General features: G+C 72.2%; 17 protein-coding genes. 5 read left to right on the plus strand and 12 right to left on the minus strand.

All coding sequences use genetic code 11. The features are described 5' to 3' along the window. Positions 1-68: 68 nt before the first annotated feature. From ffh to nsdA, 5 genes are all read right to left on the minus strand, one after another. On the minus strand, positions 69-1,640 hold the full coding sequence (gene ffh, locus ACWGE1_RS04940; protein ID WP_453419147.1) for a signal recognition particle protein: 1,572 nt from the start codon (positions 1,638-1,640) through the stop codon (positions 69-71). A 228-nt stretch (positions 1,641-1,868) separates the two neighbouring features. Further along, entirely contained in the window at positions 1,869-4,292 is a 2,424-nt protein-coding gene (locus ACWGE1_RS04945; protein WP_453419148.1) for a [protein-PII] uridylyltransferase, read from the minus strand. Between the two features lie 17 nt (positions 4,293-4,309). Next, complete coding sequence (locus ACWGE1_RS04950) at positions 4,310-4,648, minus strand: P-II family nitrogen regulator (protein WP_030009357.1); 339 nt, start codon at positions 4,646-4,648, stop codon at positions 4,310-4,312. Then, positions 4,645-5,988: an ammonium transporter gene (locus ACWGE1_RS04955; protein ID WP_453333071.1), complete on the minus strand. Its 1,344-nt coding sequence runs from the start codon at positions 5,986-5,988 to the stop codon at positions 4,645-4,647. Before ACWGE1_RS04955 ends, ACWGE1_RS04950 begins: the two co-directional genes overlap by 4 nt. Positions 5,989-6,367: 379 nt before the next feature. After that, a complete protein-coding gene (nsdA, locus tag ACWGE1_RS04960) occupies positions 6,368-7,858 on the minus strand; it encodes a transcriptional repressor NsdA (protein WP_453419149.1) in 1,491 nt (496 codons plus the stop codon). 421 nt (positions 7,859-8,279) lie between these two features. Between nsdA and ACWGE1_RS04965 the strand changes: the two genes are divergently transcribed. Further along, positions 8,280-8,948, plus strand: a complete 669-nt coding sequence (locus tag ACWGE1_RS04965; protein WP_453419150.1) for a bifunctional DNA primase/polymerase — start codon at positions 8,280-8,282, stop codon at positions 8,946-8,948. Positions 8,949-9,034: 86 nt separating this feature from the next. Here the strand turns inward: ACWGE1_RS04965 and ftsY are convergent, their stop codons facing one another. Continuing rightward, positions 9,035-10,243, minus strand: coding sequence for a signal recognition particle-docking protein FtsY (gene ftsY, locus ACWGE1_RS04970; protein WP_453419151.1), 1,209 nt, complete (start codon positions 10,241-10,243; stop codon positions 9,035-9,037). A 141-nt stretch (positions 10,244-10,384) separates the two neighbouring features. Here ftsY and ACWGE1_RS04975 point away from each other — a divergent pair, with 141 nt between their 5' ends. After that, positions 10,385-11,863, plus strand: coding sequence for a purine-cytosine permease family protein (locus tag ACWGE1_RS04975; RefSeq protein WP_453419152.1), 1,479 nt, complete (start codon positions 10,385-10,387; stop codon positions 11,861-11,863). A gap of 62 nt (positions 11,864-11,925) precedes the next feature. Further along, on the plus strand, positions 11,926-12,912 hold the full coding sequence (locus tag ACWGE1_RS04980; RefSeq protein ID WP_453419153.1) for an LLM class flavin-dependent oxidoreductase: 987 nt from the start codon (positions 11,926-11,928) through the stop codon (positions 12,910-12,912). 41 nt (positions 12,913-12,953) lie between these two features. Here the strand turns inward: ACWGE1_RS04980 and ACWGE1_RS04985 are convergent, their stop codons facing one another. The 4 genes from ACWGE1_RS04985 to ACWGE1_RS05000 form a co-directional block, all read right to left on the minus strand. After that, positions 12,954-14,387 carry a sugar porter family MFS transporter gene (locus ACWGE1_RS04985; RefSeq protein WP_453419154.1) on the minus strand — a complete coding sequence of 478 codons (1,434 nt, stop codon included), beginning with the start codon at positions 14,385-14,387 and terminating at the stop codon, positions 12,954-12,956. A gap of 183 nt (positions 14,388-14,570) precedes the next feature. Beyond that, positions 14,571-18,299 carry an AAA family ATPase gene (locus ACWGE1_RS04990; protein ID WP_453419155.1) on the minus strand — a complete coding sequence of 1,243 codons (3,729 nt, stop codon included), beginning with the start codon at positions 18,297-18,299 and terminating at the stop codon, positions 14,571-14,573. A gap of 222 nt (positions 18,300-18,521) precedes the next feature. Then, on the minus strand, positions 18,522-18,740 hold the full coding sequence (locus ACWGE1_RS04995) for a hypothetical protein (RefSeq protein WP_030012524.1): 219 nt from the start codon (positions 18,738-18,740) through the stop codon (positions 18,522-18,524). 348 nt (positions 18,741-19,088) lie between these two features. Continuing rightward, positions 19,089-19,370, minus strand: a complete 282-nt coding sequence (locus ACWGE1_RS05000; RefSeq protein ID WP_030012523.1) for an acylphosphatase — start codon at positions 19,368-19,370, stop codon at positions 19,089-19,091. 136 nt (positions 19,371-19,506) lie between these two features. Here ACWGE1_RS05000 and ACWGE1_RS05005 point away from each other — a divergent pair, with 136 nt between their 5' ends. Then, positions 19,507-20,484: a CAP domain-containing protein gene (locus tag ACWGE1_RS05005; RefSeq protein ID WP_453419156.1), complete on the plus strand. Its 978-nt coding sequence runs from the start codon at positions 19,507-19,509 to the stop codon at positions 20,482-20,484. A 23-nt stretch (positions 20,485-20,507) separates the two neighbouring features. Here the strand turns inward: ACWGE1_RS05005 and ACWGE1_RS05010 are convergent, their stop codons facing one another. Continuing rightward, positions 20,508-21,110: a flavodoxin family protein gene (locus tag ACWGE1_RS05010; RefSeq protein WP_453419164.1), complete on the minus strand. Its 603-nt coding sequence runs from the start codon at positions 21,108-21,110 to the stop codon at positions 20,508-20,510. A 134-nt stretch (positions 21,111-21,244) separates the two neighbouring features. Between ACWGE1_RS05010 and ACWGE1_RS05015 the strand changes: the two genes are divergently transcribed. Continuing rightward, the gene (locus tag ACWGE1_RS05015) at positions 21,245-21,649 is read left to right on the plus strand and encodes a winged helix-turn-helix transcriptional regulator (RefSeq protein ID WP_453419157.1); all 405 of its coding nucleotides are present in this window, start codon (positions 21,245-21,247) and stop codon (positions 21,647-21,649) included. On the opposite strand, the gene mutM is transcribed toward ACWGE1_RS05015, so the two are convergent. Then, positions 21,622-22,482 carry a bifunctional DNA-formamidopyrimidine glycosylase/DNA-(apurinic or apyrimidinic site) lyase gene (mutM, locus tag ACWGE1_RS05020; protein ID WP_453419158.1) on the minus strand — a complete coding sequence of 287 codons (861 nt, stop codon included), beginning with the start codon at positions 22,480-22,482 and terminating at the stop codon, positions 21,622-21,624. The genes ACWGE1_RS05015 and mutM overlap by 28 nt on opposite strands. Between the last annotated feature and the right edge of the window lie 225 nt (positions 22,483-22,707).

Genomic DNA, 22,707 nt, shown 5'->3' on the forward strand with positions numbered 1-22,707 from the left:
AGCAGGAAACGGGAGGGCCCCGACCGTGCGAACACGGCCGGGGCCCTCCTCTCCCACCTGCGCGGGTGTTACTTCATGAACTTCTTGAACTCGTCCGGAAGGTCGAAGTCCTCGCCGCCCTGGCCGCCCGCCGGAAGGCCGAAGGGGTTGCCGGCGGCCGCGGGCTCGATCGCCTGCGGACCCTGCTCCCGGCGGGCCGCGGCTGCGGCCTCCTCTTCCTTGCGCTTCATCGGGTTGCCGCTCTTGCGCTTGCCCTTGGCCTGCTTGACCTGCTTCTTCTGCCGGCCGGGGCCGCCGCCCATCCCGGGGATGCCGGGCATGCCCGGCATGCCGCCGCCCTGGGCCATGCGGGACATCATCTTGCGGGCCTCGAAGAACCGCTCGACCAGCGACTTGACGGCGCTGACCTCGGTGCCGGAGCCCTTGGCGATACGGGCACGGCGCGAGCCGTTGATGAGCGTCGGGTCCTGACGCTCGGCCGGGGTCATCGACTTGATGATCGCGGCGGTGCGGTCGACGTCGCGCTCGTCGATGTTGTTGATCTGGTCCTTGATCTGCCCCATGCCGGGCAGCATGCCGAGCAGCTTGGAGATGGAGCCCATCTTGCGGACCTGCTCCATCTGGGCCAGGAAGTCGTCGAGCGTGAACTCCTTGGGGCCCTTGGCGAGCTTGGCCGCCATCTTCTCGGCCTCGGCCTGCGAGAAGGTCTTCTCGGCCTGCTCGATCAGGGTGAGCATGTCACCCATGTCGAGGATCCGGCCCGCCATGCGGTCGGGGTGGAACGCGTCGAACTCGTCGAGCTTCTCGCCGTTCGAGGCGAACATGATCTGCTTGCCGGTGACGTGCGCGATGGAGAGCGCGGCACCACCGCGTGCGTCGCCGTCGAGCTTGGAGAGCACGACGCCGTCGAAGCCGACACCGTCGCGGAAGGCCTCGGCGGTGTTGACCGCGTCCTGACCGATCATGGCGTCGACGACGAAGAGGATCTCGTCGGGGCTGACGGCGTCGCGGATGTCCGCGGCCTGCTGCATCAGCTCGGCGTCGATGCCGAGTCGGCCGGCGGTGTCGACGACGACGATGTCGTACTGCTTGGTCCGCGCGTACTCGACGGAGTCCTTCGCGACCTGGACCGGGTCGCCGACGCCGTTGCCGGGCTGGGGCGCGTACACGGCCACGCCGGCGCGCTCGGCGACGACGCTCAGCTGGTTGACGGCGTTGGGGCGCTGGAGGTCGCACGCGACCAGCAGCGGGGCGTGGCCCTGGCCCTTCAGCCAGAGACCGAGCTTTCCGGCGAGGGTGGTCTTACCGGCACCCTGGAGACCGGCCAGCATGATCACGGTGGGGGCGGTCTTGGCGAAGCGCAGCCGCCGGGTCTCGCCGCCGAGGATGGTGACGAGCTCGTCATTGACGATCTTCAGGACCTGCTGGCCCGGGTTCAGGGCCTTGCTGACCTCTTCACCGCGCGCGCGTTCCTTGACGTTCGCGATGAAGGAGCGGACGACCGGGAGGGCGACGTCGGCCTCGAGGAGCGCGATACGGATTTCCCGGGCCGCTGCGTCGATGTCAGCCTCGGACAGCCGGCCTTTGCCGCGCAGGCCCTTGAAGGTATTCGCCAAGCGGTCGGAGAGCGTATCGAACACGGTGGTCGCGATTCCTCGGGTCGGGGGTGTTGTGGTCGTCCCCCAGGGTATCGGGCCCTTCCCCCATCCGGGGACCTGCCTGCTCCTGGTGCGGTTCCGCCGCCGCGCGGAGCTTCCCCCCGCCCGCCCTGCAGCCGTTTCCCGGGGCTCCGCCCCGGCCCCCGCCCCTCAACGCCGGGGAGGCCGAGAAATCCGGCCTCCCCGGCGTTTTCGAGCAGCGGCGGGGGGCTAGGACAGGGCCACCTGCACCGCCGAGGCCAGAGCGGCCGCCTCCGCGGGTTCCAGGGGCTTGCCCTCCGCGGTGGTCACGTACAGCGTGTCCACGGCGTTCGCGCCCAGCGTGGAGACGTGCGCGCTGCGGACGCGGACGCCCGCCGACTCCAGGGCCCGGCCGATCCGGTGCAGCAGGCCGACGGCATCGGGCGCGCGGACCTCCAGGACCGTGGCCAGGGAGGAGACGTCCGGGACCACCGTCACCCGGGGCGGCGGCGGGACCACCCCGCGGCGGCGCGGGTACGCCCCCTCGCGGTCCGCGAGCTTCGCCGGGACGTCCAGCGAACCGTCCAGGGCGCGGATCAGGTCGGTACGGAGCCGGGCGGCCTGCGGCAGCGCTCCGTACTCCGCCGCCACCCGCCAGCGCAGCACCAGGACCTCCCCCAGCCGGTCCGGGAGCTCCATGGAGCGCAGGTCGGCGGCCCGTACGGTGAGCCGGTGCAGGGCCAGCACCCCGGCCGCCGCGGGGAGGACCCCGGGCTGGTCGGGTACGGCGACGACGAGGTCCACGCCGACCGCGTCCTCCTCCTGGCGGGCCTGGAGGGCCAGGACCGGCTCCCCGGTGCGCAGGGCCTCCACCGCCAGCCGTTCCTGTTCGGTGGTCGGGATCTCCGGTTCACCGGCCGCCGGGGCCGTGCCGCGCAGCACGGCGGCGACCCGGGCGACGAGGTCCGCCACGAGCGATCCCCGCCATGCGCTCCACGCCGCCGGCCCGGTGGCCAGGGCGTCCGCCTCGGTCAGGGCGTGCAGTATCTCCAGCGTGCCCACCGAGCCCACGGCGTCGGCGACCGCGCGGACCGTGGCCGGGTCGTCCAGGTCGCGCCGGGTCGCGGTGTCGATCAGCAGCAGGTGGTGCCGTACGAGCGCCCCCAGCACGGCGACGTCCTGCGGGTCGAAGCCGATCCGGGCGGCGACGTCGCGGGCGATGGTCTCGCCGGCCACCGAGTGGTCGCCGGGCCAGCCCTTGCCGATGTCGTGCAGGAGCGCGGCCATCAGGAGCAGGTCGGGACGGCCGACCCGGCGGGTGAGGGCCGAGGCCCGTACCGCCGTCTCGATCAGGTGCCGGTCCACCGTCCAGGTGTGGACGGGATTGCGCTGCGGGCGGCAGCGGACCCGCTCCCAGTCCGGGAGCAGCCGCGTGATCAGCCCTTCCGCCTCCAGGGCCTCCCATACGGCCACCGTCGGCTCCCCCGCCCCCAGCAGGGTCAGCAGCTGTTCCCGCGCCTCGGCGGGCCAGGGCACCGGGAGCGCCTTCGCCTGCGCCGCGAGTCTGCGCACGGCGTGCAGGGAGACGGGCAGACCCGCCTGCGCGGCAGCGGCGGCGAACCGCAGGGCGAGTACGGGATCGCGGTCGGGGCGCGCGGCCAGGGCCAGGACGGCCTCCCCGTCGGACTCCACGACGCCCTCGGCCAGCGGGGCCCGCGCGGTCGCCCGGTCGCCGCGGGCGCCCAGCAGTCCGCGCAGCCTGGGCCGGGCGGCACGGGCCCGCAGGACGCGCCCGACCTCCCGCCAGGTCACGTCGCCGGCGTACGCGACGACCCGCGCGGCCTCGTACACCTCGCGCAGCAGCGCGTCCGCGTCGAGCAGTCCGAGCCGGTCGGCGACCTGGTCCTGTTCCTGGAGCGAGAGCCGGTCGGTGGCCCGGCCGGTCACCAGGTGCAGGGCGTCGCGGGTGTCCAGGAGCCGTCGGCGGGCCTCGGCGAGGCCCTCGCGCGGGGCGTCGGCCAGCCAGGACGCGGCGACGGCCCGCAGCGCAGTGACGTCGCGCAGGCCCCCGCGGGCCTCCTTGAGGTCGGGTTCGAGCAGGAAGCGGAGTTCCCCGGCCCGCTCGGCGCGTTCCCGGCACAGGGAATGCAGCTCGGGGAGCCGCCTGGCCGCCTGGTTGCGCCAGTCGGCCAGTACGGAGGTGCGCAGGCCGGCGAGGAGTCCGGCGTCACCGGCGACCGTGCGGGCGTCCAGCAGGCCGAGGTGCACCTTCAGGTCCTCGGCGGCGGTCCTGCGGGCCTCGCCGGGGGTCCGTACCGAGTGGTCGAGGGCGAGGCCGAGGTCCCACACCGGGTACCAGAGGCGGTCGGCCAGCGCGCTCAGGGCCCGCGGCTCCGCCTTGCCGTCGTGCAGCAGCACCAGGTCGAGGTCGCTGCGGGGGGAGAGCTCGGCCCGCCCGTAGCCCCCGACGGCCACCAGGGTGGCGCCGCGGACGCCCGTCTCCCGTGCGGCGGTCGTGAACAGGGCGTTCAGCCATTCGTCGGTCAGCCCGGCCAGGGCGGAACGCCGCGAAGGCCCGGACTGCGACTCCTGGAGGAGTCGCAGCCGGGCCGCGGCGTATCCGCTGGGTCCCGAGTCGGCCGTGTGGTCCGTGTTCTCTTCGACGCTCGTCACCCAGGAGCTCCCGTCACCTAGAGCGCGTCAGCGCCGCGCTCGCCGGTGCGGACCCGTACGACCGAGTCCACGGGGACGCTCCACACCTTGCCGTCACCGATCTTGCCGGTGGCCGCCGCGCTCACGATCACCCGGATCAGTTCCTCGGCGTCGGAGTCGTCGACCAGGACCTCGATGCGGATCTTGGGGACGAGGTCGACCTGGTACTCGGCACCGCGGTAGACCTCGGTGTGACCGCGCTGGCGGCCGTAGCCGCTGGCCTCGGTGACCGTGAGTCCCTGCACTCCGAAGGCCTGGAGGGCTTCCTTGATCTCGTCCAGCTTGTGCGGCTTGACGATCGCGGTGATCAGCTTCATGCGTCAACCTTCTTGCTCGCGGCGGAGGGGGTGGGTGCGGCGGTGCTCCGCGAGGCGGCTCCGCCACCGGCTCCGCTGAAGTCGTAGGCCGTCTCGGCGTGCTCGACCTGGTCGATACCGGCGACCTCGTCGTCCTCGGACACCCGCATCCCGATCGTCTTGTCGAGGAGGAAGGCGAGGAGCGCCGATGCCACCAGAGAGTAGGCGAGGACGGCGAAGACGCCGATGGCCTGCTTGCCGAGCTGTTCCAGACCGCCGCCGTAGAAGAGGCCGGCCACGTCGGACTGGACCCCGCCGGTGGCGAAGAGGCCGACGAGCAGGGAGCCGACGACACCGCCGACGAGGTGGACGCCGATCACGTCGAGGGAGTCGTCGTAGCCGAACTTGTACTTGAGGCCCACGGCCATGGCGCACAGCAGACCGGCGATGGCGCCGACGGCGATCGCGCCGAGCGGGCTGACGGCACCGCCCGAGGGGGTGATGGCGACGAGGCCGGCGACCGCGCCGGAGGCGGCGCCGAGGGTGGTGAAGGAGCCGTGGCGCAGCTTCTCGTAGCCGAGCCAGGCGAGCATGGCGGCTGCGGTGGCGACCTGGGTGTTGACGAACATGACCGCGCCGACGCCGTCGTCGTTGCCGAGCCAGGAGCCCGCGTTGAAGCCGAACCAGCCGAACCACAGGAGACCGGCGCCGAGCATCACGAGGGGGAGGCTGTGCGGGCGCATCGGGTCCTTCTTGAAGCCGACCCGCTTGCCGATGACCAGGATCACGCCGAGGGCGGCGGCGCCGGCGTTGATGTGGACGGCGGTGCCGCCCGCGAAGTCGATGACGCCGAGCTCGAAGAGCCAGCCGCCGGCGCCCCAGACCCAGTGGGCGACGGGGAAGTAGACGACGGTGACCCACAGGGCCGTGAACAGGACCCAGGCGCCGAACTTCACCCGGTCGGCCAGCGCACCGCTGATCAGGGCGGGGGTGATGACGGCGAACATCAGCTGGAAGACGGCGAAGACGTAGACCGGGATGGTGTAGCCGTCCCACAGCTCGGTGATCCCGATGCCGCTGAGGCCGACGTAGTCGGAGTTCCAGCCGATGAGGGAACCGGAATCGGTGCCGAAGGCGAGGCTGAAGCCGTAGAGGACCCACAGGATCGTGACGATCCCGAGGCTGATGAAGCTCATCATCAGCATGTTGAGGCTGCTCTTGACGCGGACCATGCCTCCGTAGAAGAAGGCGAGTCCCGGGGTCATCAGCATGACCAGGGCGGAGCAGATGAGCATGAACCCGGTGTTCGCGGCAGACAGCGTCGGGGCGTCTGCCGCGAGGGTCGTGATGGCTGATGCCATCGGCGTCTCCTCGTCGTCGGTACGTTCGCGTGCGGGCGATCGTGAAAACCTGAGCGGCGTAAAAGGGGTGTCCGGCCGGGCCGGGGAAGCTGGCCGGTTAATGACCCCGAGATTCGCGCAGGCCGGTTTCCGGCGGCGCCGCTCGGTGTTTCGCGCCGATGACGAAGGCATCCGTGGTGTTACGACGTGGTGAACGCGGCAATGGCCGATCAGGGAGCCACGACGGTGGGCAGCCCCCTCCGCGGGAGCGGCGCCCGCTCGGGCTCGAAAAGGGTGGGCCGGCCGCGGCAGCACCCGGATGTCCTGGCTGGGGGAGCCTGATCGGGCTTCACGGGGTGACTGCCGCGGCCGGGGCCTCGGGGGACGGCCGTGCGGGCCGTCAGACGGCCTCCGCGGCTTCGGGGAGCCGGGAGGCGAGGTGGTCGGTGAGCCGGCGCACCTCGGCGACGTCGCCGTACTCACGGGCGGCGGTGTCGACGGTCTTGCGCAGGCGGGTGTTCACCCGTTCGGACCGCACCTTTCCCGCCACGTCGAGGGCCCGGTCGACGAGGGAGGCGGCCTGCTCGGGCTCGCGCTGGAGCAGGTGCACGGTGGCCATGCCGATGAGGTTGAGGGCGTAGGAGCGCTGGTGCTCCTGGTCCTTCTCGAAGAGCTCGACGGCCCGTTCCATGACGGGCTCGGCGAGGGAGGCGTACATGGGGCTGCGCCCGGCCACGTAGGCCAGGTCCCGGTACGAGTGGGAGTTCTCGCCGTTGAGCTCCGCCTCGGAGAAGAAGCGGATCCAGTCGGGTTCGGGCTCGCCCGCGAAGCCGACGTCGGAGAAGGTGTCCTCGGCCATCCGTACGGCCCGCTTGCAGCGGCTGGGCTGGCCCATGTTGGCGTACGCGCGGGCCTCCATCGCATACAGCATGGCCTGGGTGCGCGGGCCCGCGCAGTCGCGGCTGCCGTACTGCGCGAGGTGGATGAGTTCCAGGGCGTCCTCGGGGCGGCCCAGGTGGATCATCTGGCGGCTCATGCTGGAGAGGATGTACGAGCCGAGCGGCTTGTCCCCGCCCTCCTTGGCGGCGTGCAGCGCGAGCACGAAGTACTTCTGCGCGGTGGGGTGCAGGCCGATGTCGTAGCTCATCCAGCCGGCCAGTTCGGCCAGTTCGGCGGCGACCTTGAAGAGCCGCTTCATGACCGGGGCCGGGTGGTTCTCCTGGAGCAGGTCGGTGACCTCGTGGAGCTGGCCCACGACGGCCTTGCGGCGCAGTCCGCCCCCGCACTGGGCGTCCCACTGGCGGAACATGACGGTGGTGGCGTCGAGGAGGTCGAGTTCCGGTACGGAGAGCCGGGGTGGGCGGTGGCCGCCGAGGGCGCCCGTCGGCCCCGCCCCGCGCGGTCCCGGGTCGGCGGCCGGTACCGGGACGAGCCAGCGCTGCATGGGCTCGATGAGGGCGGGGCCGGCGGAGAGGGCGAGCGACGTCCCGAGGAAGCCGCGGCGCGCCAGCATCAGGTCGCTGCGGGAGAACTCGCCGAGCAGTTCGACGGTCTGCGGGCCGGCCCAGGGCAGGTCGACCCCGGAGACGGAGGGGGTCTGGTGGGCGGTGCGCAGGCCGAGCTGCTCGATGGCGACGACGGAGCCGAAGCGCTCGGAGAACAGCTCGGACAGGATGCGCGGGACGGGCTCGCGGGGCTGTTCACCGTCGAGCCAGCGGCGCACCCGGGAGGTGTCCGTGCTGATGTGGTGGGCGCCCATCTGGCGGGCCCGGCGGTTGACCTGCCTGGCCAGCTCGCCCTTGGACCAGCCGCTGCGGACGAACCACGAGGTCAGCTGGTCATTGCGCGCAGCAGCATCCTCGATCGTTCCGCTTGCGCCGTTGCCGCTCACTGGAACGCCCCCATCCGCTCAGCCTCTTCCACACGAAACCCTGGCCGGGGCGCCGTGCGCCACCACGGACCTTCACAGGTCCTTCACGTATTGCCTCCGGCATACCCACGGATGGGCCGCCTTCGGTTTCGTGTACCGAAAGTAATCCTACGATCACCCCTGCCGCGAGGTCGATTCCAGAAACGCCACCATTCGCCACCCCTTCGAATGAACTAGCCACCGGCCAGGCGCGATTCACTTGACACCGAGGTGAAAGCGGATCGGTTGGACTGGAGTGCGCTCGGGGCGCGCGCGGCGAGGAGTGCGCCGGGCGGCATCGGAGGTCACCCCGCGGCGGGGCCACCGGCAGAGGTCCCGCCGAGGTCGTCACCACCTGCTTCGTAACCACCGGAACGTCCGACCCGTTGGAGGGGGCATGGGCATGGGCTTCACGATCGGCAGCAGCCGCGGCACCAAGGAGTTCCGCTCCGCCACCCGGCGCCGCGGCCGGACCTCGGAGTGCACGGCGGTGGCGGAGTACACCGGACTGTGGGGCTGGGACGTGGTCCCCGGCGCCCGCGCCGCGGCGCCCGCCCGCGACTGCTCCTGCGGGGACGCACAGTGCACCGCGCCCGGGGCGCATCCGCTGGCCTTCGCCCCCACGGTCCCGGCCGGAGCCACCCTGGACGAGGTCACCGAGGCCTGGAGCGAGTACCCGGGCGCCGCCGTACTGCTCCCCGTGGGCCGCGTCTTCGATGTCATCGAGGTCTCCGAGGAGGCCGGACGGCGCGCGCTGGTGCGGCTGGAGCGGATGGGCCTGCCGCTGGGTCCGGTCATCGTCACCGCCGACGGCCGGGCGCAGTTCTTCGTGGCCCCGGGCGCGGCGGCCGAGCTGCCCCAGCTGCTGTACCGGATGGGCTGGGACGACGCCGACCTCGACCTGCGGGCCCTCGGCCGGGGCGCCTTCGTGACGGCGCCGCCCTCCGACCGGGCCGGCCTCGGCCAGGTCTGCTGGCTGCGCCCGCCCGCGCTCGACTCCGCCGGGGGCCCGCCCCAGGCCCGGCTGCTGCTCGGGACCCTCGCCTACATCTGCCACCGGTTCCGCCGGTAGCGGCCGGGCCGGTCCCCCGCCGGACATGACGGTGCCCCCGCATTCCGTACGGAACGCGGGGGCAGTGGTGTCCGTGGGGACTGCGCTCAGTCGCCGATCAGGGCGTCCACGAACGCCTCCGGCTCGAAGGGCGCCAGGTCGTCCGGGCCCTCACCGAGGCCGATGAGCTTGACCGGCACGCCCAGCTCGCGCTGGACGGCGACGACGATGCCGCCCTTGGCGGTGCCGTCGAGCTTGGTGAGCACGATGCCGGTGATGTCCACGACCTCGGCGAAGACGCGGGCCTGGGTCAGGCCGTTCTGCCCGGTGGTGGCGTCCAGGACGAGCAGGATCTCGTCCAGCGGACCGTGCTTCTCCACGACGCGCTTGACCTTGCCGAGCTCGTCCATCAGGCCGGTCTTGGTGTGCAGGCGGCCGGCGGTGTCGATGAGCACCACGTCGGCGCCCTCGGCGATGCCCTCCTTGACCGCGTCGTAGGCGATCGAGGCCGGGTCGCCGCCCTCGGGGCCGCGCACGGTACGGGCGCCGACGCGCTCGCCCCAGGTCTGCAGCTGGTCGGCGGCGGCGGCGCGGAAGGTGTCGGCCGCGCCGAGCACCACGCTGCGGCCGTCGGCGACGAGCACCCGGGCCAGCTTGCCGGTGGTGGTGGTCTTACCGGTGCCGTTGACACCGACGACCATGATCACGCCGGGGGTGTCCTCGCCGCTCTCCGTCTTGACGGCGCGGTCGAAGTCGGTGCCGACCAGGGTCAGCAGCTCCTCCTTGAGCAGGGTGCGCAGGTCCGCCGGGGTGCGGGTGCCCAGCACCTTGACCCGCTCGCGGAGCCGGTCCACCAGCTCCTGGGTCGGCACGACACCGACGTCGGCGATGAGGAGGGTCTCCTCGATCTCCTCCCAGGTGTCCTCGTCGAGGTGCTCCCGCGAGAGCAGCGTGAGCAGCCCCTTGCCGAGGGAGTTCTGCGACCGGGCGAGGCGGGCGCGCAGCCGGACCAGGCGGCCGGCGGTGGGCTCGGGCACCTCGATCGCGGGCGCGGCCGGAGCCACGGGTTCGGCGACCGGCTCCTCGACGGGAGCTGCGGCCTCCGGGAGCCCGACCTCCTCGATCGTGCGGCGCGGCTCTTCCGCCGTCTCTACGGCGTCCTCCCCCACCTGCGGCTCGGCAGGCGGGGCAGTGATGGTCGGCGTGCTCGGCGGTGCCGGGGGCAGCTGCTTCTTCTTGCGGCTGCTGACCACGAGCCCGCTGATCGCGCCGACCGCGACCAGGGCGATGACTACAGCAAGGATGAGGATGTCCATAACCCCCCCAGTATCGGCCACGGCCACCCCGGAGCCGGGAACCCGGGCGTTCGGACCGGGACGTAAGGCTCTGTTTGTGGTTTTACCGGCACATCTACGATGATGGGCGACTTCCCCTCACACCTCCCAGGGAGCAGCCGCATGCCTGCCGAGCCCGCCGACGGCGGAACCGAATCCGTGCTGGAGACCCGCGGTCTGGAGCCCGTCCCGGACGGCGAGCGCGGCGGCCGGGTCCGCGAGCTCGTCCCCACCTGGGTCGCCGCCAACATCAGCGTGCTGCTGCTGACCATGGGCGCGGGACTGGTGATCTCCAACGGGCTCAACATCTGGCAGGTGCTGGTCGTCGCGGCCGTCGCCCCGGTGGTCTCGTACGGGATGGTCGGGCTGATATCGATCTCCGGCAAGCGCGGCGGGGCTCCGGGCATGGCGCTCTCGCGGGCGGTGTTCGGGCAGCGCGGCAACCTCTTCCCGGGCGCGCTGATCTGGGTGGCCCGCTGGGGCTGGGAGACCATCAACGCCGTCAGCGGCGCCTACGCGGTGCTGACCGTGCTGGACCTGCTCTTCGGGATCAGGAGCAACACCGCGCTGATCGTCGTCACCCTGCTGTTCTTCGTGGGCTGCACCTTCATGGTCTCGGGCCTGGGCATCAACGCGCTGCGCGTCTGCTCGAAGTGGTCGACGTACCTCTTCGGCGGTTTCAGCGTCCTCGTGCTCGGATACCTCGTCTTCACCACGGACTGGTCCGCCGTCTTCGGCAAGCCGGCCGGCTCCACGGCGATGATGATCGCGGGCATCGGCACCATCGCGGCCGGCGGCATCAGCTGGGTGCCCTCGGGCCCCGACTTCACCCGCTACCTGCCGCGCACCGCCTCCTCCCGGGCCCTGGTCGGCGCGACCGTCGGCGGCGCCGGCGTGGTCGTGCTCCCGATGGTCCTGATGGGCGCGGTCATGGCGGTCGGCACCCCGGACCTGGCCACCGCGCAGGACCCGGTCTCCTTCATCGGCGAGCTGCTCCCCACCTGGATCGCGGTCCCGTACCTGCTCATCGCGCTCGTCGGCATGCTGCTGATCAACTCGATGTCCATGTACTCGGCCGGGTTCACCGCGCAGACCCTGGGGATCAAGGTCCCGCGCGCCTGGGCGGTCAGCGTCAACGCGATCATCAGCCTGGTCTTCGGCTTCCTGCTGATGGTGGTCGCGACCAGCTTCTTCGGCTCGTTCATCTCCTTCCTGACCCTGCTGGCCGTGGCCTTCTCCGCGTGGATCGGCGTCTTCGGCGTGGACATGCTGCGCCGCCCGGCCTACGACGGACCCGCGCTGCTGGACACCACGCGGACCAGTGCCTACTGGTACCGGGGCGGCTTCGCCTGGCAGGCGATGACCGCGTGGGCCCTCGCCCTGCTGGTGGGGCTGCTGTTCACCGAGGTGGACTGGTTCGGCGGGCCGCTCGCCGGCACCTGGATCGGCCGCAACGGCCTGGGCTGGGTGGCCGGCATCGTGACCTCCGGCGTGCTGTACGCCGTACTGCCCCGCACGGCGCCCGCCGGTCCGGCCCCAGCGCCGGAGCAGGAGACCGTGCCCGAGCCCGAGCCCGAGCCCGCCGGATCCCTGTCCAACTGACGCAACGTCAGCTAACGTCCCCCTTCGCCAGCCCACCCCATCCGGCGAAGGGGGACTTCTTCATGCCCGTCACCGTGGCCCGCTTCAATCTCGTCGACCCGAACGGCACCCCCGAGTCCCTCTCCGCCCGCTACAGGGCGGCCCTGGAGATGGCCCGGTACGCGGACGACCGCGGCATCGACACCATCCAGACCGAGGAGCATCACGGCACCGCCAACAACTGGCTGCCCTCCCCCTTCGCCTTCGCGGGCGCGGTCTTCGGCGCCACCCGCCGGATCGCCGTCACCGTCTCGGCGATCATCGGCCCGCTGTACGACCCGCTGAGGGTGGCCGAGGACATCGCCGTCCTCGACCTGCTGAGCGGGGGCCGTCTGGTCACGGTCGCGGGCATCGGCTACCGCCCCGAGGAGTACGAGCAGCACGGCGTGGAGTGGGGCCGGCGCGGCCGGCTCCAGGACGAGCTGCTGGAGACCCTGCTGAAGGCGTGGACCGGCGAGCCCTTCGAGTTCCGCGGCCGCACGGTACGGGTCACCCCGACGCCGTTCACCCGGCCGCACCCGCTGCTGCTGGTCGGCGGCAGTTCCGAGGCGGCGGCCCGCCGCGCGGCCCGGCTGGGGCTGCCGTTCTTCCCCAGCGCGCACCTGCCGGAGCTGGAGGCGTACTACACCGCGCGGCTGGCGGAGTACGGCACGGAGGGGTTCTGCATGATGCCCGCGGCCGAGACCCCGCTGCTCCACATCGCGGAGGACCCGGACCGGGTCTGGGCCGAGCACGGCGAGCGCTTCCTGCACGAGGCCGGCATGTACGCGTCCTGGCAGTCCAAGGACATCCGCAGCGCCGTACGGTCGGGCGCGCGCTCGGTGGCGGAGCTGCGTGCGGAGGGCGTCTACCGCATCCTCACCCCGGACGAGGCGGTCGCGTACGGCCGGGCCGCGGGCGAGGCGGGCAACCTCGTCCTGCACCCGCTGTGCGGCGGGATGCCGCTGGACGAGGGCTGGCGCAGCCTGCACCTGCTCTGCGAACAGGTACTGCCCCGGCTCAAGGGCTGAGCCGGGGCAGTATCGAGGAGAAGGGGTATTGGCGGGGGTGGTTACCCCATCTCCTCCAGCGCCTTGCCCTTGGTCTCCGGCACCCACTTGAGGATGAACGGGATCGAGAGCAGGGCGAAGGCCGTGTAGATCACGTAGGCACCGGACAGGTTCCAGTCCGAGAGCGTCGGGAAGCTGACGGTGATGACCCAGTTGGCGATCCACTGGGCGGCGGCGGCCACACCGAGGGCGGCGGCCCGGATGCGGCCCGGGAACATCTCGCCGAGCAGCACCCAGACGACCACGCCCCAGGACAGGGCGAAGAAGAGGACGAAGCAGTTGGCGGCGACGAGGGCCACGATGCCCTGGGCGTGCGGCAGGGAGATGTCGTCGCCGACTCCGGACTTGTACGAGAAGGCCCACGCGGCCAGGCCCAGCGAGATCGACATGCCGACGGAGCCGATGAGCGCGAGGGGCTTGCGGCCGATCCGGTCCACGAAGATCATCGCGATCACCGTACCGATGATGTTCACGACCGAGGTCTCGAAGGAGTACAGGAACGAGGCGCTCGGGTCGATGCCGACCGACTGCCACAGCGAGGAGCTGTAGTAGAAGATCACGTTGATGCCGACCAGCTGCTGGAAGAGCGAGAGGCCGATACCGACCCAGACGATGGGCAGGAAGCCGAAGCGGCCGCCGAGCAGGTCCTTGAAGGTGGACTTGTGCTCGGAGCGCATCGCGTGCTCGATCTCGGCGACGCGCCCGTCCAGGTCGATCTTCGAACCCTCGACCTCGGTCAGCACCTTCCTGGCCTCGTCGTTGCGGCCGACGGAGATCAGGAAGCGGGGGGACTCCGGGATGACGAAGGACATCAGTCCGTAGAGGGCGGCCGGGACGACCATGACGCCCAGCATCCACTGCCAGGCCTCCAGGCCCGCGATGTCGCCGCGCTGGTCCCCGTCGGCGAGGTTCAGGATGGCCCAGTTGACGAGCTGGGAGACGGCGATGCCGATGACGATGGCCGCCTGCTGGAAGGAGGCGAGCCGGCCGCGGTAGGCGGGCGGGGACACCTCCGCGATGTAGGCGGGGCCGATCACGGAGGCCATGCCGATGCCGAAGCCGCCGATCACGCGCCACATGGCGAGATCCCAGAGGGCGAACGGGACGGCCGAACCGATGGCGCTCGCGGTGAAGAGGAGGGCCGCGATCTGCATGCAGCGGATTCGGCCGATCCGGTCGGCGAGACGGCCCGCGGTGGCAGCACCGAACGCGCAGCCGATCAGCGCGGCGGCGATCACCTGGGCGAGCGCCTCCGAGCCGACGTCGAAGCGCTCGCGGATCGCGACGACGGCGCCGTTGATGACGGAACTGTCGTACCCGAAGAGGAAGCCGCCCATCGCCGCGGCCGCGGCGATGAAGATGACGTGGCCGAGGTGCTCGGGCTGGGGCGAGGATCCGCCGCCCGGCGCCGAGGCCCGCGATGTGCTGCTGGTCAAGGTGTGCTCCGTGGGGGTTTCGTCCGTCCTCACAGTGGCGCACAGTTCAAGATCGGGCACCACTCGAAGGCGGGAGACAGCGGAGTGAGCCTATGCGTTCAGTTCCTGAAGTCAATACTTTGCGTGAAGTTCACGTATCCCCGAGATTGCCAGCTTTGAATTCACTTCTTGAATCGACCTGGCTCAGCGCAGCCGCTGGCTGATGACCTTCGACACCCCGTCGCCCTGCATGGAGACGCCGTAGAGGGCGTCCGCGACCTCCATCGTCCGCTTCTGGTGCGTGATGACGATCAGCTGCGAGCTCTCCTGGAGCTCCTCCATGATCCGGATCAGCCGCTGCAGGTTGGTGTCGTCGAGCGCCGCCTCGACCTCGTCCATGACGTAGAACGGGCTGGGGCGTGCCTTGAAGATGGACACCAGCAGGGCCACGGCGGTCAGCGAGCGTTCGCCGCCGGAGAGCAGCGACAGCCGCTTGACCTTCTTGCCCGGCGGACGGGCCTCCACGTCGACGCCGGTGGCCAGCATGTTGTCGGGATCGGTCAGGACCAGCCGGCCCTCGCCACCGGGGAACAGCCGCGAGAACACCCCCTCGAACTCCCGGGCCGTGTCCCGGTACGCCTCGGTGAACACCTGCTCGACGCGCTGGTCGACCTCCTTCACCACTTGAAGGAGATCGGCCCTCGTCTTGCGGAGATCCTCCAGCTGCTCACTGAGGAACCGGTGGCGCTCCTCCAGCGCCGCGAACTCCTCCAGAGCGAGCGGATTGACCTTGCCGAGCTGCTGGTAGGCACGCTCGGCCGCCTTGAGCCGCTTCTCCTGCTGCGCGCGGACGAAGGGCCCTGGCCGGTTGCGCGGGTGCTGCGGGTCCTCCGGCAGCGTCTCGCCCTCTGCGGCCGGGGACGGGGGCACCGGCTGGTCGGGGCCGTACTCGGCGACCAGCCCGGCGACCGCCATGCCGAACTCCTCCAGCGCCCTGGCCTCCAGCGCCTCGATGCGCAGCCGCTGCTCCGCCCCGAGCACCTCGCCGCGGTGGACGGAGTCGGTGAGCTTGTCCAGCTCCCCCTTCACTTCCCGGCCGCGGTTGCGCGCCTCGCCGAGCTCCCGCTCGGCGACCGCCTTCGCCCGTTCGGCCGCCAAACGCTCCTCGTCGGCCCTGCGGAGCGAGACCTCCACGTGCGCGAGGAGCTGGCGGGACCCGTCGGCCACCGCCCCGGCCACCTCCGCCTCGTGGCGCAGCCGCGCACGGCGGCGCTCGGCGCGGGCCCTGGCCTCGCGCTCCGCCCGGGCCGCGCGGTCGAGTGAATCCGCCCGTCCGGCCAGCGCCCTGACCCGCTCCTCATGGGTCCTCAGCTGGAGCCGGGCCTCCATCTCGGTCTGCCGGGCGTTGGCCCCGTCGGCCGCGAGCCGGTCCCGCCGGGAGCCGTCCGGCTCCTCGTCCACCGGCATCTCCTCGGCGGTCGCGAGCCGCTCCGCGCACTCCTCCACCTCGGCCAGCGCCTGCTCCAGCGCGTCCTGGGCCCTGGCCGCGGCGGCGGCGCTGCGCTCGGCCTCGCCCGCGGCGCCCTTCGCCTGGCCGGCCAGCCGCCCGAGCTGCTGGGCGACCCCGGCCCGGGCCTGTTCCGCGGCGCGCCGCCGCTCGGCGAGCTCCTCGACCAGGGCGGCCGCCTCCTGACGGCGTGCCCGGGCGGTCTCCTGGGCCGCGCCCAGCTCCTCGCACCGTACGCCGAGCCCGGCCAGCTCGCCCGTGGCCTCGTCGACGGCGGCCTGTACCTCGATCAGGCTGGGGGCCCCGGCGGAGCCGCCGTGCGCGAGGTGCGCCCCGAGGACGTCGCCGTCGAGGGTCACGGCCACCGCGTCGGGCCGCTGGGCGAGGAGCGCCTCGGCCTCGTCCAGCGTCCCGACCACGACGTGGTCCCGCAGCACCCACCCGACGGCCCGCCGCACCTCGGCGTCCCCGCCGACCAGTTCGGCGGCCGGTACGGGCGCAGCCGCGGGTCCACCCCCGGGGACCGGGGAAGGGACCGGGCCCGCCGGAGCGGCGCCGCCCGTGCCCACCGGGAGCGGCGGCGCGGGCACGGGCAGATCCCCGTCCCGCGACGGGGCGGGCCGGGGCACCGCTCCCCCGGACGCGGACCCGGCACCGGAGTCGTCCCCGGGGCCGGCCGAGGCCTGGCCCGGAAGGACGGGCGCCGCCGGGGCGATCAGCAGGGTGGCGCGGCCCGCGTCCGTCTCGCGGAGGTGGCGGATCGCCCCGGCCGCCGCCCCCGGGGAAGCCACCGCCAGCGCGTCCGCGGCCGAGCCCAGCGCGGCCGCCACCGCGACCTCGTACCCGGGGGTCACCGAGAGCCGCTGCGCCGCCGGTCCCAGCAGCCCGGCCAGCCGCTCCCGCGCCGCGAGCAGCGCGCCCGTACCGTCCTTGCGGCGCAGCCCGAGCGCGAGGGCGTCCCGGCGCGCCGAGACGGCCGCCCGGGAACGTTCCGCCCCGGTCAGGGCGTCCCGCGCCGCGGACAGACCTGCCTCGGCGGCCGCCAGCTCCGCCCGTGCGGCCTCGTGGTCCGTGTCGGCGGACGGGTCGCCCTGGCTCCCGACCTCTTCGGCCAGCGCCTCGTACTCCTCCTGCGCGGCGGCGGCCCGGGACTGCGCCGCGTCCCGCGCCGCGACGAGCCGGTCGATCTCCGCCTGCGCCGCCCCCGCGCGGGAGCGGGCCGCGCCGAGCCGGCCCGTCAGCCGGGCCAGCCCCTCGCGCCGGTCGGCGATGGCCCGGGCGGCGTCCCGCAGCCGCCGCTCCTCCTCGGCCAGCGCCCGCTCCAGCTCCGCCCGGTGCTCGGCAGTGTCCTCCAGCGCCCGTGAGGCCGCCTCCAGAGCCGCCGTCAGTTCCGCCTCCTGCTCGCGGATCCGCGCGGCCTCCCGCTCCATGCCGTCGGGGTCCCTCGAATCCGCGCCGCGCCGCTCCTCCTCCGCCGGGGCCGTCGCGCTCCTGACCCGCGCGTCCGCCAGGGACGCGGTCCCCCGGACGCGTTCGGCGAGCTGCGACAGCTCGTACCAGGTCTGCTGCGCCCGCTGCAGCCGCGGTGCCAGCTCCCGTACCGCCTCCTCCAGCTCCGCCTCGCGCCGCAGCGCATCCGTGAGCCGGGCCTCGGCGGCCTCCTTGCGCTCCTTGAGCGCAGCCTCGTCGGCGATCTCCGCGTCGAGCGCGCGCCGCAGCGTGACCAGGTCGTCGGCGAGCAGCCTCAGCCGCGCGTCGCGCAGGTCCGCCTGGATGACGGCCGCCCGCCGGGCGACGGCGGCCTGCCGTCCCAGGGGCTTGAGCTGGCGCCGCAGCTCGTCGCCCAGGTCCTGGACGCGCGCGAGATTGGCCTGCATCGCGTCCAGCTTCCGCAGCGCCTTCTCCTTGCGCTTGCGGTGCTTGAGCACGCCGGCCGCTTCCTCGATGAAGGCGCGGCGGCCCATCGGATCGGCGTGCAGCACGGAGTCCAGCTGGCCCTGTCCAACGATGACGTGCATCTCGCGGCCGATGCCGGAGTCGGAGAGCAGTTCCTGGATGTCGAGCAGCCGGCAGGTGTCACCGTTGATCTGGTACTCGCTGCTGCCGCCGCGAAACATGATCCGGGTGATGGTGACTTCGGCGTAGTCGATGGGCAGCGCGCCGTCGGAGTTGTCGATCGTCAGCGACACCTCGGCGCGCCCGAGCGGCGGCCGCCCGGTGGTCCCGGCGAAGATGACGTCCTCCATCTTCCCGCCGCGCAGGGACTTGGCTCCCTGTTCCCCCATGACCCAGGACAGCGCGTCCACCACATTGGACTTGCCGGAGCCGTTCGGGCCCACGACACAGGTGATTCCGGGCTCGAAGCGCAGGGTGGTGGCGGACGCGAAGGATTTGAAGCCACGCAGGGTCAGGGACTTGAGGTGCACGCCGCCGGACTCTACCTTTCGCGTTCGGTTTCACCCCTGAAGGTGCTGGGCACAACTGACGCCAATGGGATCAGGCCCCCCACCTGGCCCTGTGGTTCGGGCACGGTGGTGGGGAAAAGGGGTCGGGGGAGGGACCGGGGGAAGGCGAAGGAAAGAAAGAAGGGACGCCGGAGCGTCCCTTGCAGATCATGCGGGGCTGGAGTCGAGCGACGAGTGAGCGGGTCAGGTGAGCGCAGGCTCCGCCTGGGGTACGTCGATGTCGATGCTGCCGAGCAGCGAGTCTCCGTCGTGCTGAGCGGCGGCCGCGTTCAGCGCGTCATTTTCGGACTGAATCCGTACGAGCTCGGACTCGAGGTCCTGGACGCGCTGCTGAAGCCGTCGCATCTCGGCGAGGAGTCGCGGGTCGGAACCGCCGACGTAACCGAGAAGCGCCTTTGCCATGATGGATGGTCCTCCACACTGAGTGACCGACCGAAGCGGTGTGGGTCGTGAGGGAATCGCACCCGCGGATGTCCGGCAGCGACTGACAGTCACTGCGCTTACTACTGCCAACACTGCCAAACAGCTCAGGTGCGCGGGGCTTCCAGCGTCTCACCAAAAAGTTTGACGGTCAACACGATCACGCCCCGTATCGGCGGGCGCCCCGGTCCCCGCAAGGGACGTGGAGATCATCCTCATCTCCGAGCCTTCCACGGATCGCCCCCGTCGGCAACGCGTCGACGACGAATGCGCAGTTCCGACCATGTGCGGACGCTCGGAGATGTGATGAGTGCATGATCAGCCGATCGGTCACCGCATCCCGAATCCGTCGTAGCCACCGCGCGGTGTGCCCCAGATCTCTGTCACTCCGTCCACCCGGCCGGGCGTGTCGGAGGAGCGCAGCCAGTCGAGCAGCCGGTGGCAATTCTCACGTTGACCTTCGGCGACCACCTGTACTCGCCCGTCGTCGAGGTTGAGCGCGAAGCCGACGACCCCGCCGATCTCCAGAGCGTTCTCCCTGGTGAACCAGCGGAAGCCCACTCCCTGCACACGGCCGCGCACCCAGGCGGTCAGACGGACATCTTCATTCATGCGTGAACGCTAACCGGGCGGGCACTTTCGGGACACATCGCCCCCCTGACCCCATGGCGTACAGTCGCGCAGCAATGAACTCACCCATTTGGGTGGGTAAGGGATGATCTTGATCCGGCAAGGAAGGCACGCTCCGATGGGACGTCACCGTCTCCCCGCCGCGCCGCACAGCGGCGGCAAGCGCGGCACCGCCCTGCGCACCGGCCTGCTGGGCGTCTCGGTGGCCGTCGCCCTCGGCACGGCAGCCGTCACCACCGGCACGGTTCCGGTCGGCGGCTCCTTCCCCTATGTGGGCGTCAGCGGTACGGATGAGCCCACCGCGGAAGCCAGGGTCAAGGCCTCGCCCGACCCCGATGCGGCACTGCAGCAGCAGGGCGGCCTCGCGAACCTGTCCGGCCGCGCGTCCGCCGGCGCCGGCGCGGGCACCGCCTCCCCGAGCCGCTCGGCCTCCGCCTCCCCGTCGGCGTCACCGAGCCCCTCGGCGAGCCCTTCGGCGAGCGCCTCCCCCTCGGCCGCGCCGTCCGCCCCGCCGAGCGCCGCGCCCTCGCCGTCGATCACACCGGCCCCTCCCACCAAGGCCCCGCGCACGAGCCCGGCCGCACCGCCCGCCCCGGTCGCGCCCACCACCCCGGCGCCTTCCAAGAGCCCGGCGCCTTCCAAGAGCCCGGCTCCGGCACCCTCGGCCCCGGCGCCCTCCGCCTCGGCCACCCCCGAGCCGCGGCCGCCCCTGGACGGCCATTCCGCGGAGGAGGCCGCCGTAGTGGAGCTGGTGAACCAGGAGCGTGCCCTGGCCGGCTGCAGCCCGGTCCGGGCCAATCCGCCGCTCGCCTCGCTGGCCGGGGCCTTCAGCCTCGACATGGCCACCCGCGGCTTCTTCAGTCACGACGACCCCGACGGCAACACTCCCTGGGACCGCGCCACCAAGGCCGGCCTCTCGGGCCTCGGCGGCGAGAACATAGCCCGCGGCCAGGGTGACGCCGAGGCCGTGATGAAGGCCTGGATGAACAGCCCGGGCCACAAGGCGAACATCCTCAACTGCGAGTTCCGCACCCTGGGCGTCGGCGCCCACTTCGCCGCCGGCGGCCCCTGGTGGACCCAGGACTTCGGCTTCTAGAACCGGAGCCGGCCCGCGAGGGCTCAGACCGCAGCGGGCGCCAGGGCCGCACGGCCCGCGATGACGATGCGGGTCTGCTCGGCGACGCGGCGGCCCAGGTGCTCCGCGGTCGCGATGTCGGCCTTGTGGACGGCGTCCGGGCCCTCGTCGGAGTTGGTCTGGGCGGCGGCGCCGGCGAACACGCCGAGGCGGTTCAGGTCGTTCTCGGAGGCGGTGCTGGAGTTCCAGCCCGGCTTCAGGCCCAGGTTGATCCAGCTCATGCCGTGCTGCGCGGCCAGGATCTGGAAGAACTGCAGGGTGTGCAGCTTGTCGCCGCTCTTGGACGCCGAGTTCGTGAAGCCGGCCGCCACCTTGTCCTGCCAGGCGTCACCGAACCAGCGCTTCGAGCTGGCCTCGGCGAAGACGTGGAAGGCGCCGGAGGCGGTGCCCATGTACGTCGGGGAGCCGAAGACGATCGCGTCGGAGGCGTCGAGCAGCTCCCACTGCGCGTCGTCGATCTCGTCGACCTTGATCAGGTGAACGGTCGCCCCGGCGTCCGCGGCACCGCTGCGGACCGCCTCGGCGACGACGGCGGTGTGCCCGTAACCGGAGTGGTAGGCGATCGAGACGACGGGGGTGTGCGTGATTGCGGACAAGGCTGATCTCTCCTCGGGGAGGTTCTCGCCGCAGCACAGGACGTGGTGCGACGAGAGAAAGAGAATCACTAACTTTTAGAAAGCGCAACCCTCGGGTAAGCGCTGCAGGGGAGTACGCTGCCTGTATGGAGACCCCTGCCTGTACCGACGCCGCCGAGACCGAGCAACCGTTCGACGTCTTCGCGCGCGCCTGCCCGTCCCGGGAAACCCTGGAGCACGTCACCGGCCGCTGGGGCAGCCTCACCGTGGGCGCCCTGCGCGAAGGCCCGTGCCGCTTCAACGAACTGCGCCGCAGGGTGGAGGGCGTGAGCGAGAAGATGCTCTCGCAGACCCTGCACGCGCTGGAGCGCGACGGCATAGTCAACCGCGAGGCGCAGCCCACGAACCCGCCGCGCGTCGACTACGAACTGACCCCGCTCGGCATCGAGGTCGCGGACCGGCTGCTCGCGCTCATCCACTGTCTGGAGGGGAGCATGCCGGCGGTACTGACCGCCCGGGAGTCCTACGACGCCACGCGCGGCGGCCGCTGACAGCGCGGGCAGAAGTAGCTCGACCTGTTCATCCACGGGCGGCGGCGCATCGGGGTGCCGCAGCGACGGCAGGGTTCGCCCTCGCGCCCGTAGGCGTCGAGCGAACGGTCGAAGTAGCCGGACTCCCCGTTCACGTTGACGTAGAGGCTGTCGAAGCTGGTGCCGCCGACGGCGAGCGCAGCGTTCATGACGTCCCGGACATGTCCGAGGAGTTCCGCGCTCCGGGGGCGCGTGAGGTTGGCGGTGGGACGCTCGTAGTGCAGCCGGGCGCGCCACAGCGCCTCGTCCGCGTAGATGTTGCCGACCCCGCTGATGAGGGACTGGTCCAGCAGCGCCCGCTTGACGGTGGTCCGCTTGGCGCGCAGCGCGAGGTGGTAGGCCACCTCGTCGAACAGGGGGTCCAGCGGATCCCGCGCGATGTGCGCGATCACGTCGGGCAGCCCGTCGGACGTGTTCTCGTGCAGGGAGAGCCCGCCGAAGGTCCGCTGGTCCACGAAGCGCAGTTCCGTACCGGCGTCGTCGTCGAACCGCACCCGGATCCGCAGGTGCTTCTCGTCGGGGGCGTCCTCGGGCTGCACGAGCAGCTGCCCGCTCATTCCGAGATGCCCGAGCACGGACAGGTCCCGCTCCTGCAGGGGCAGCCACAGGTACTTCCCGCGCCGCTGCGCCACCCCGACGGTCTCCCCGCGCAGCCGCGCCGCGAAGTCGGCCCCGCCGCCCGGATGACGCCGTACGGCCCGCGGGTGCAGGACCTCCACGGCCTCGACGGTCCGCCCGGCCACCCAGCGCTCCAGTCCCCGTCGCACGACTTCGACTTCGGGCAACTCGGGCACGGTGCACCTCCGGTGGGAGTGGATCTGTCGTTCCCGGCGAGCGTACCGGCCGCCCCGAAACGAAACCGCCCGCCCCTGCAGGGCAGGGGCGGGCGGGTACATCCCGAAGGAAGCGTCAGGCGTCCGGCGCCGAGTCGGCGGGCGTCGGCACCCCGCCGTGGGGGGGGCGGGGCGGGGCCGGGGGGGCCGCCCGGGCCGGCGCCGCGCCGGGGGGGGCGCCCGCCC

It is taken from the genome of Streptomyces sp. NPDC054932, assembly GCF_053610205.1.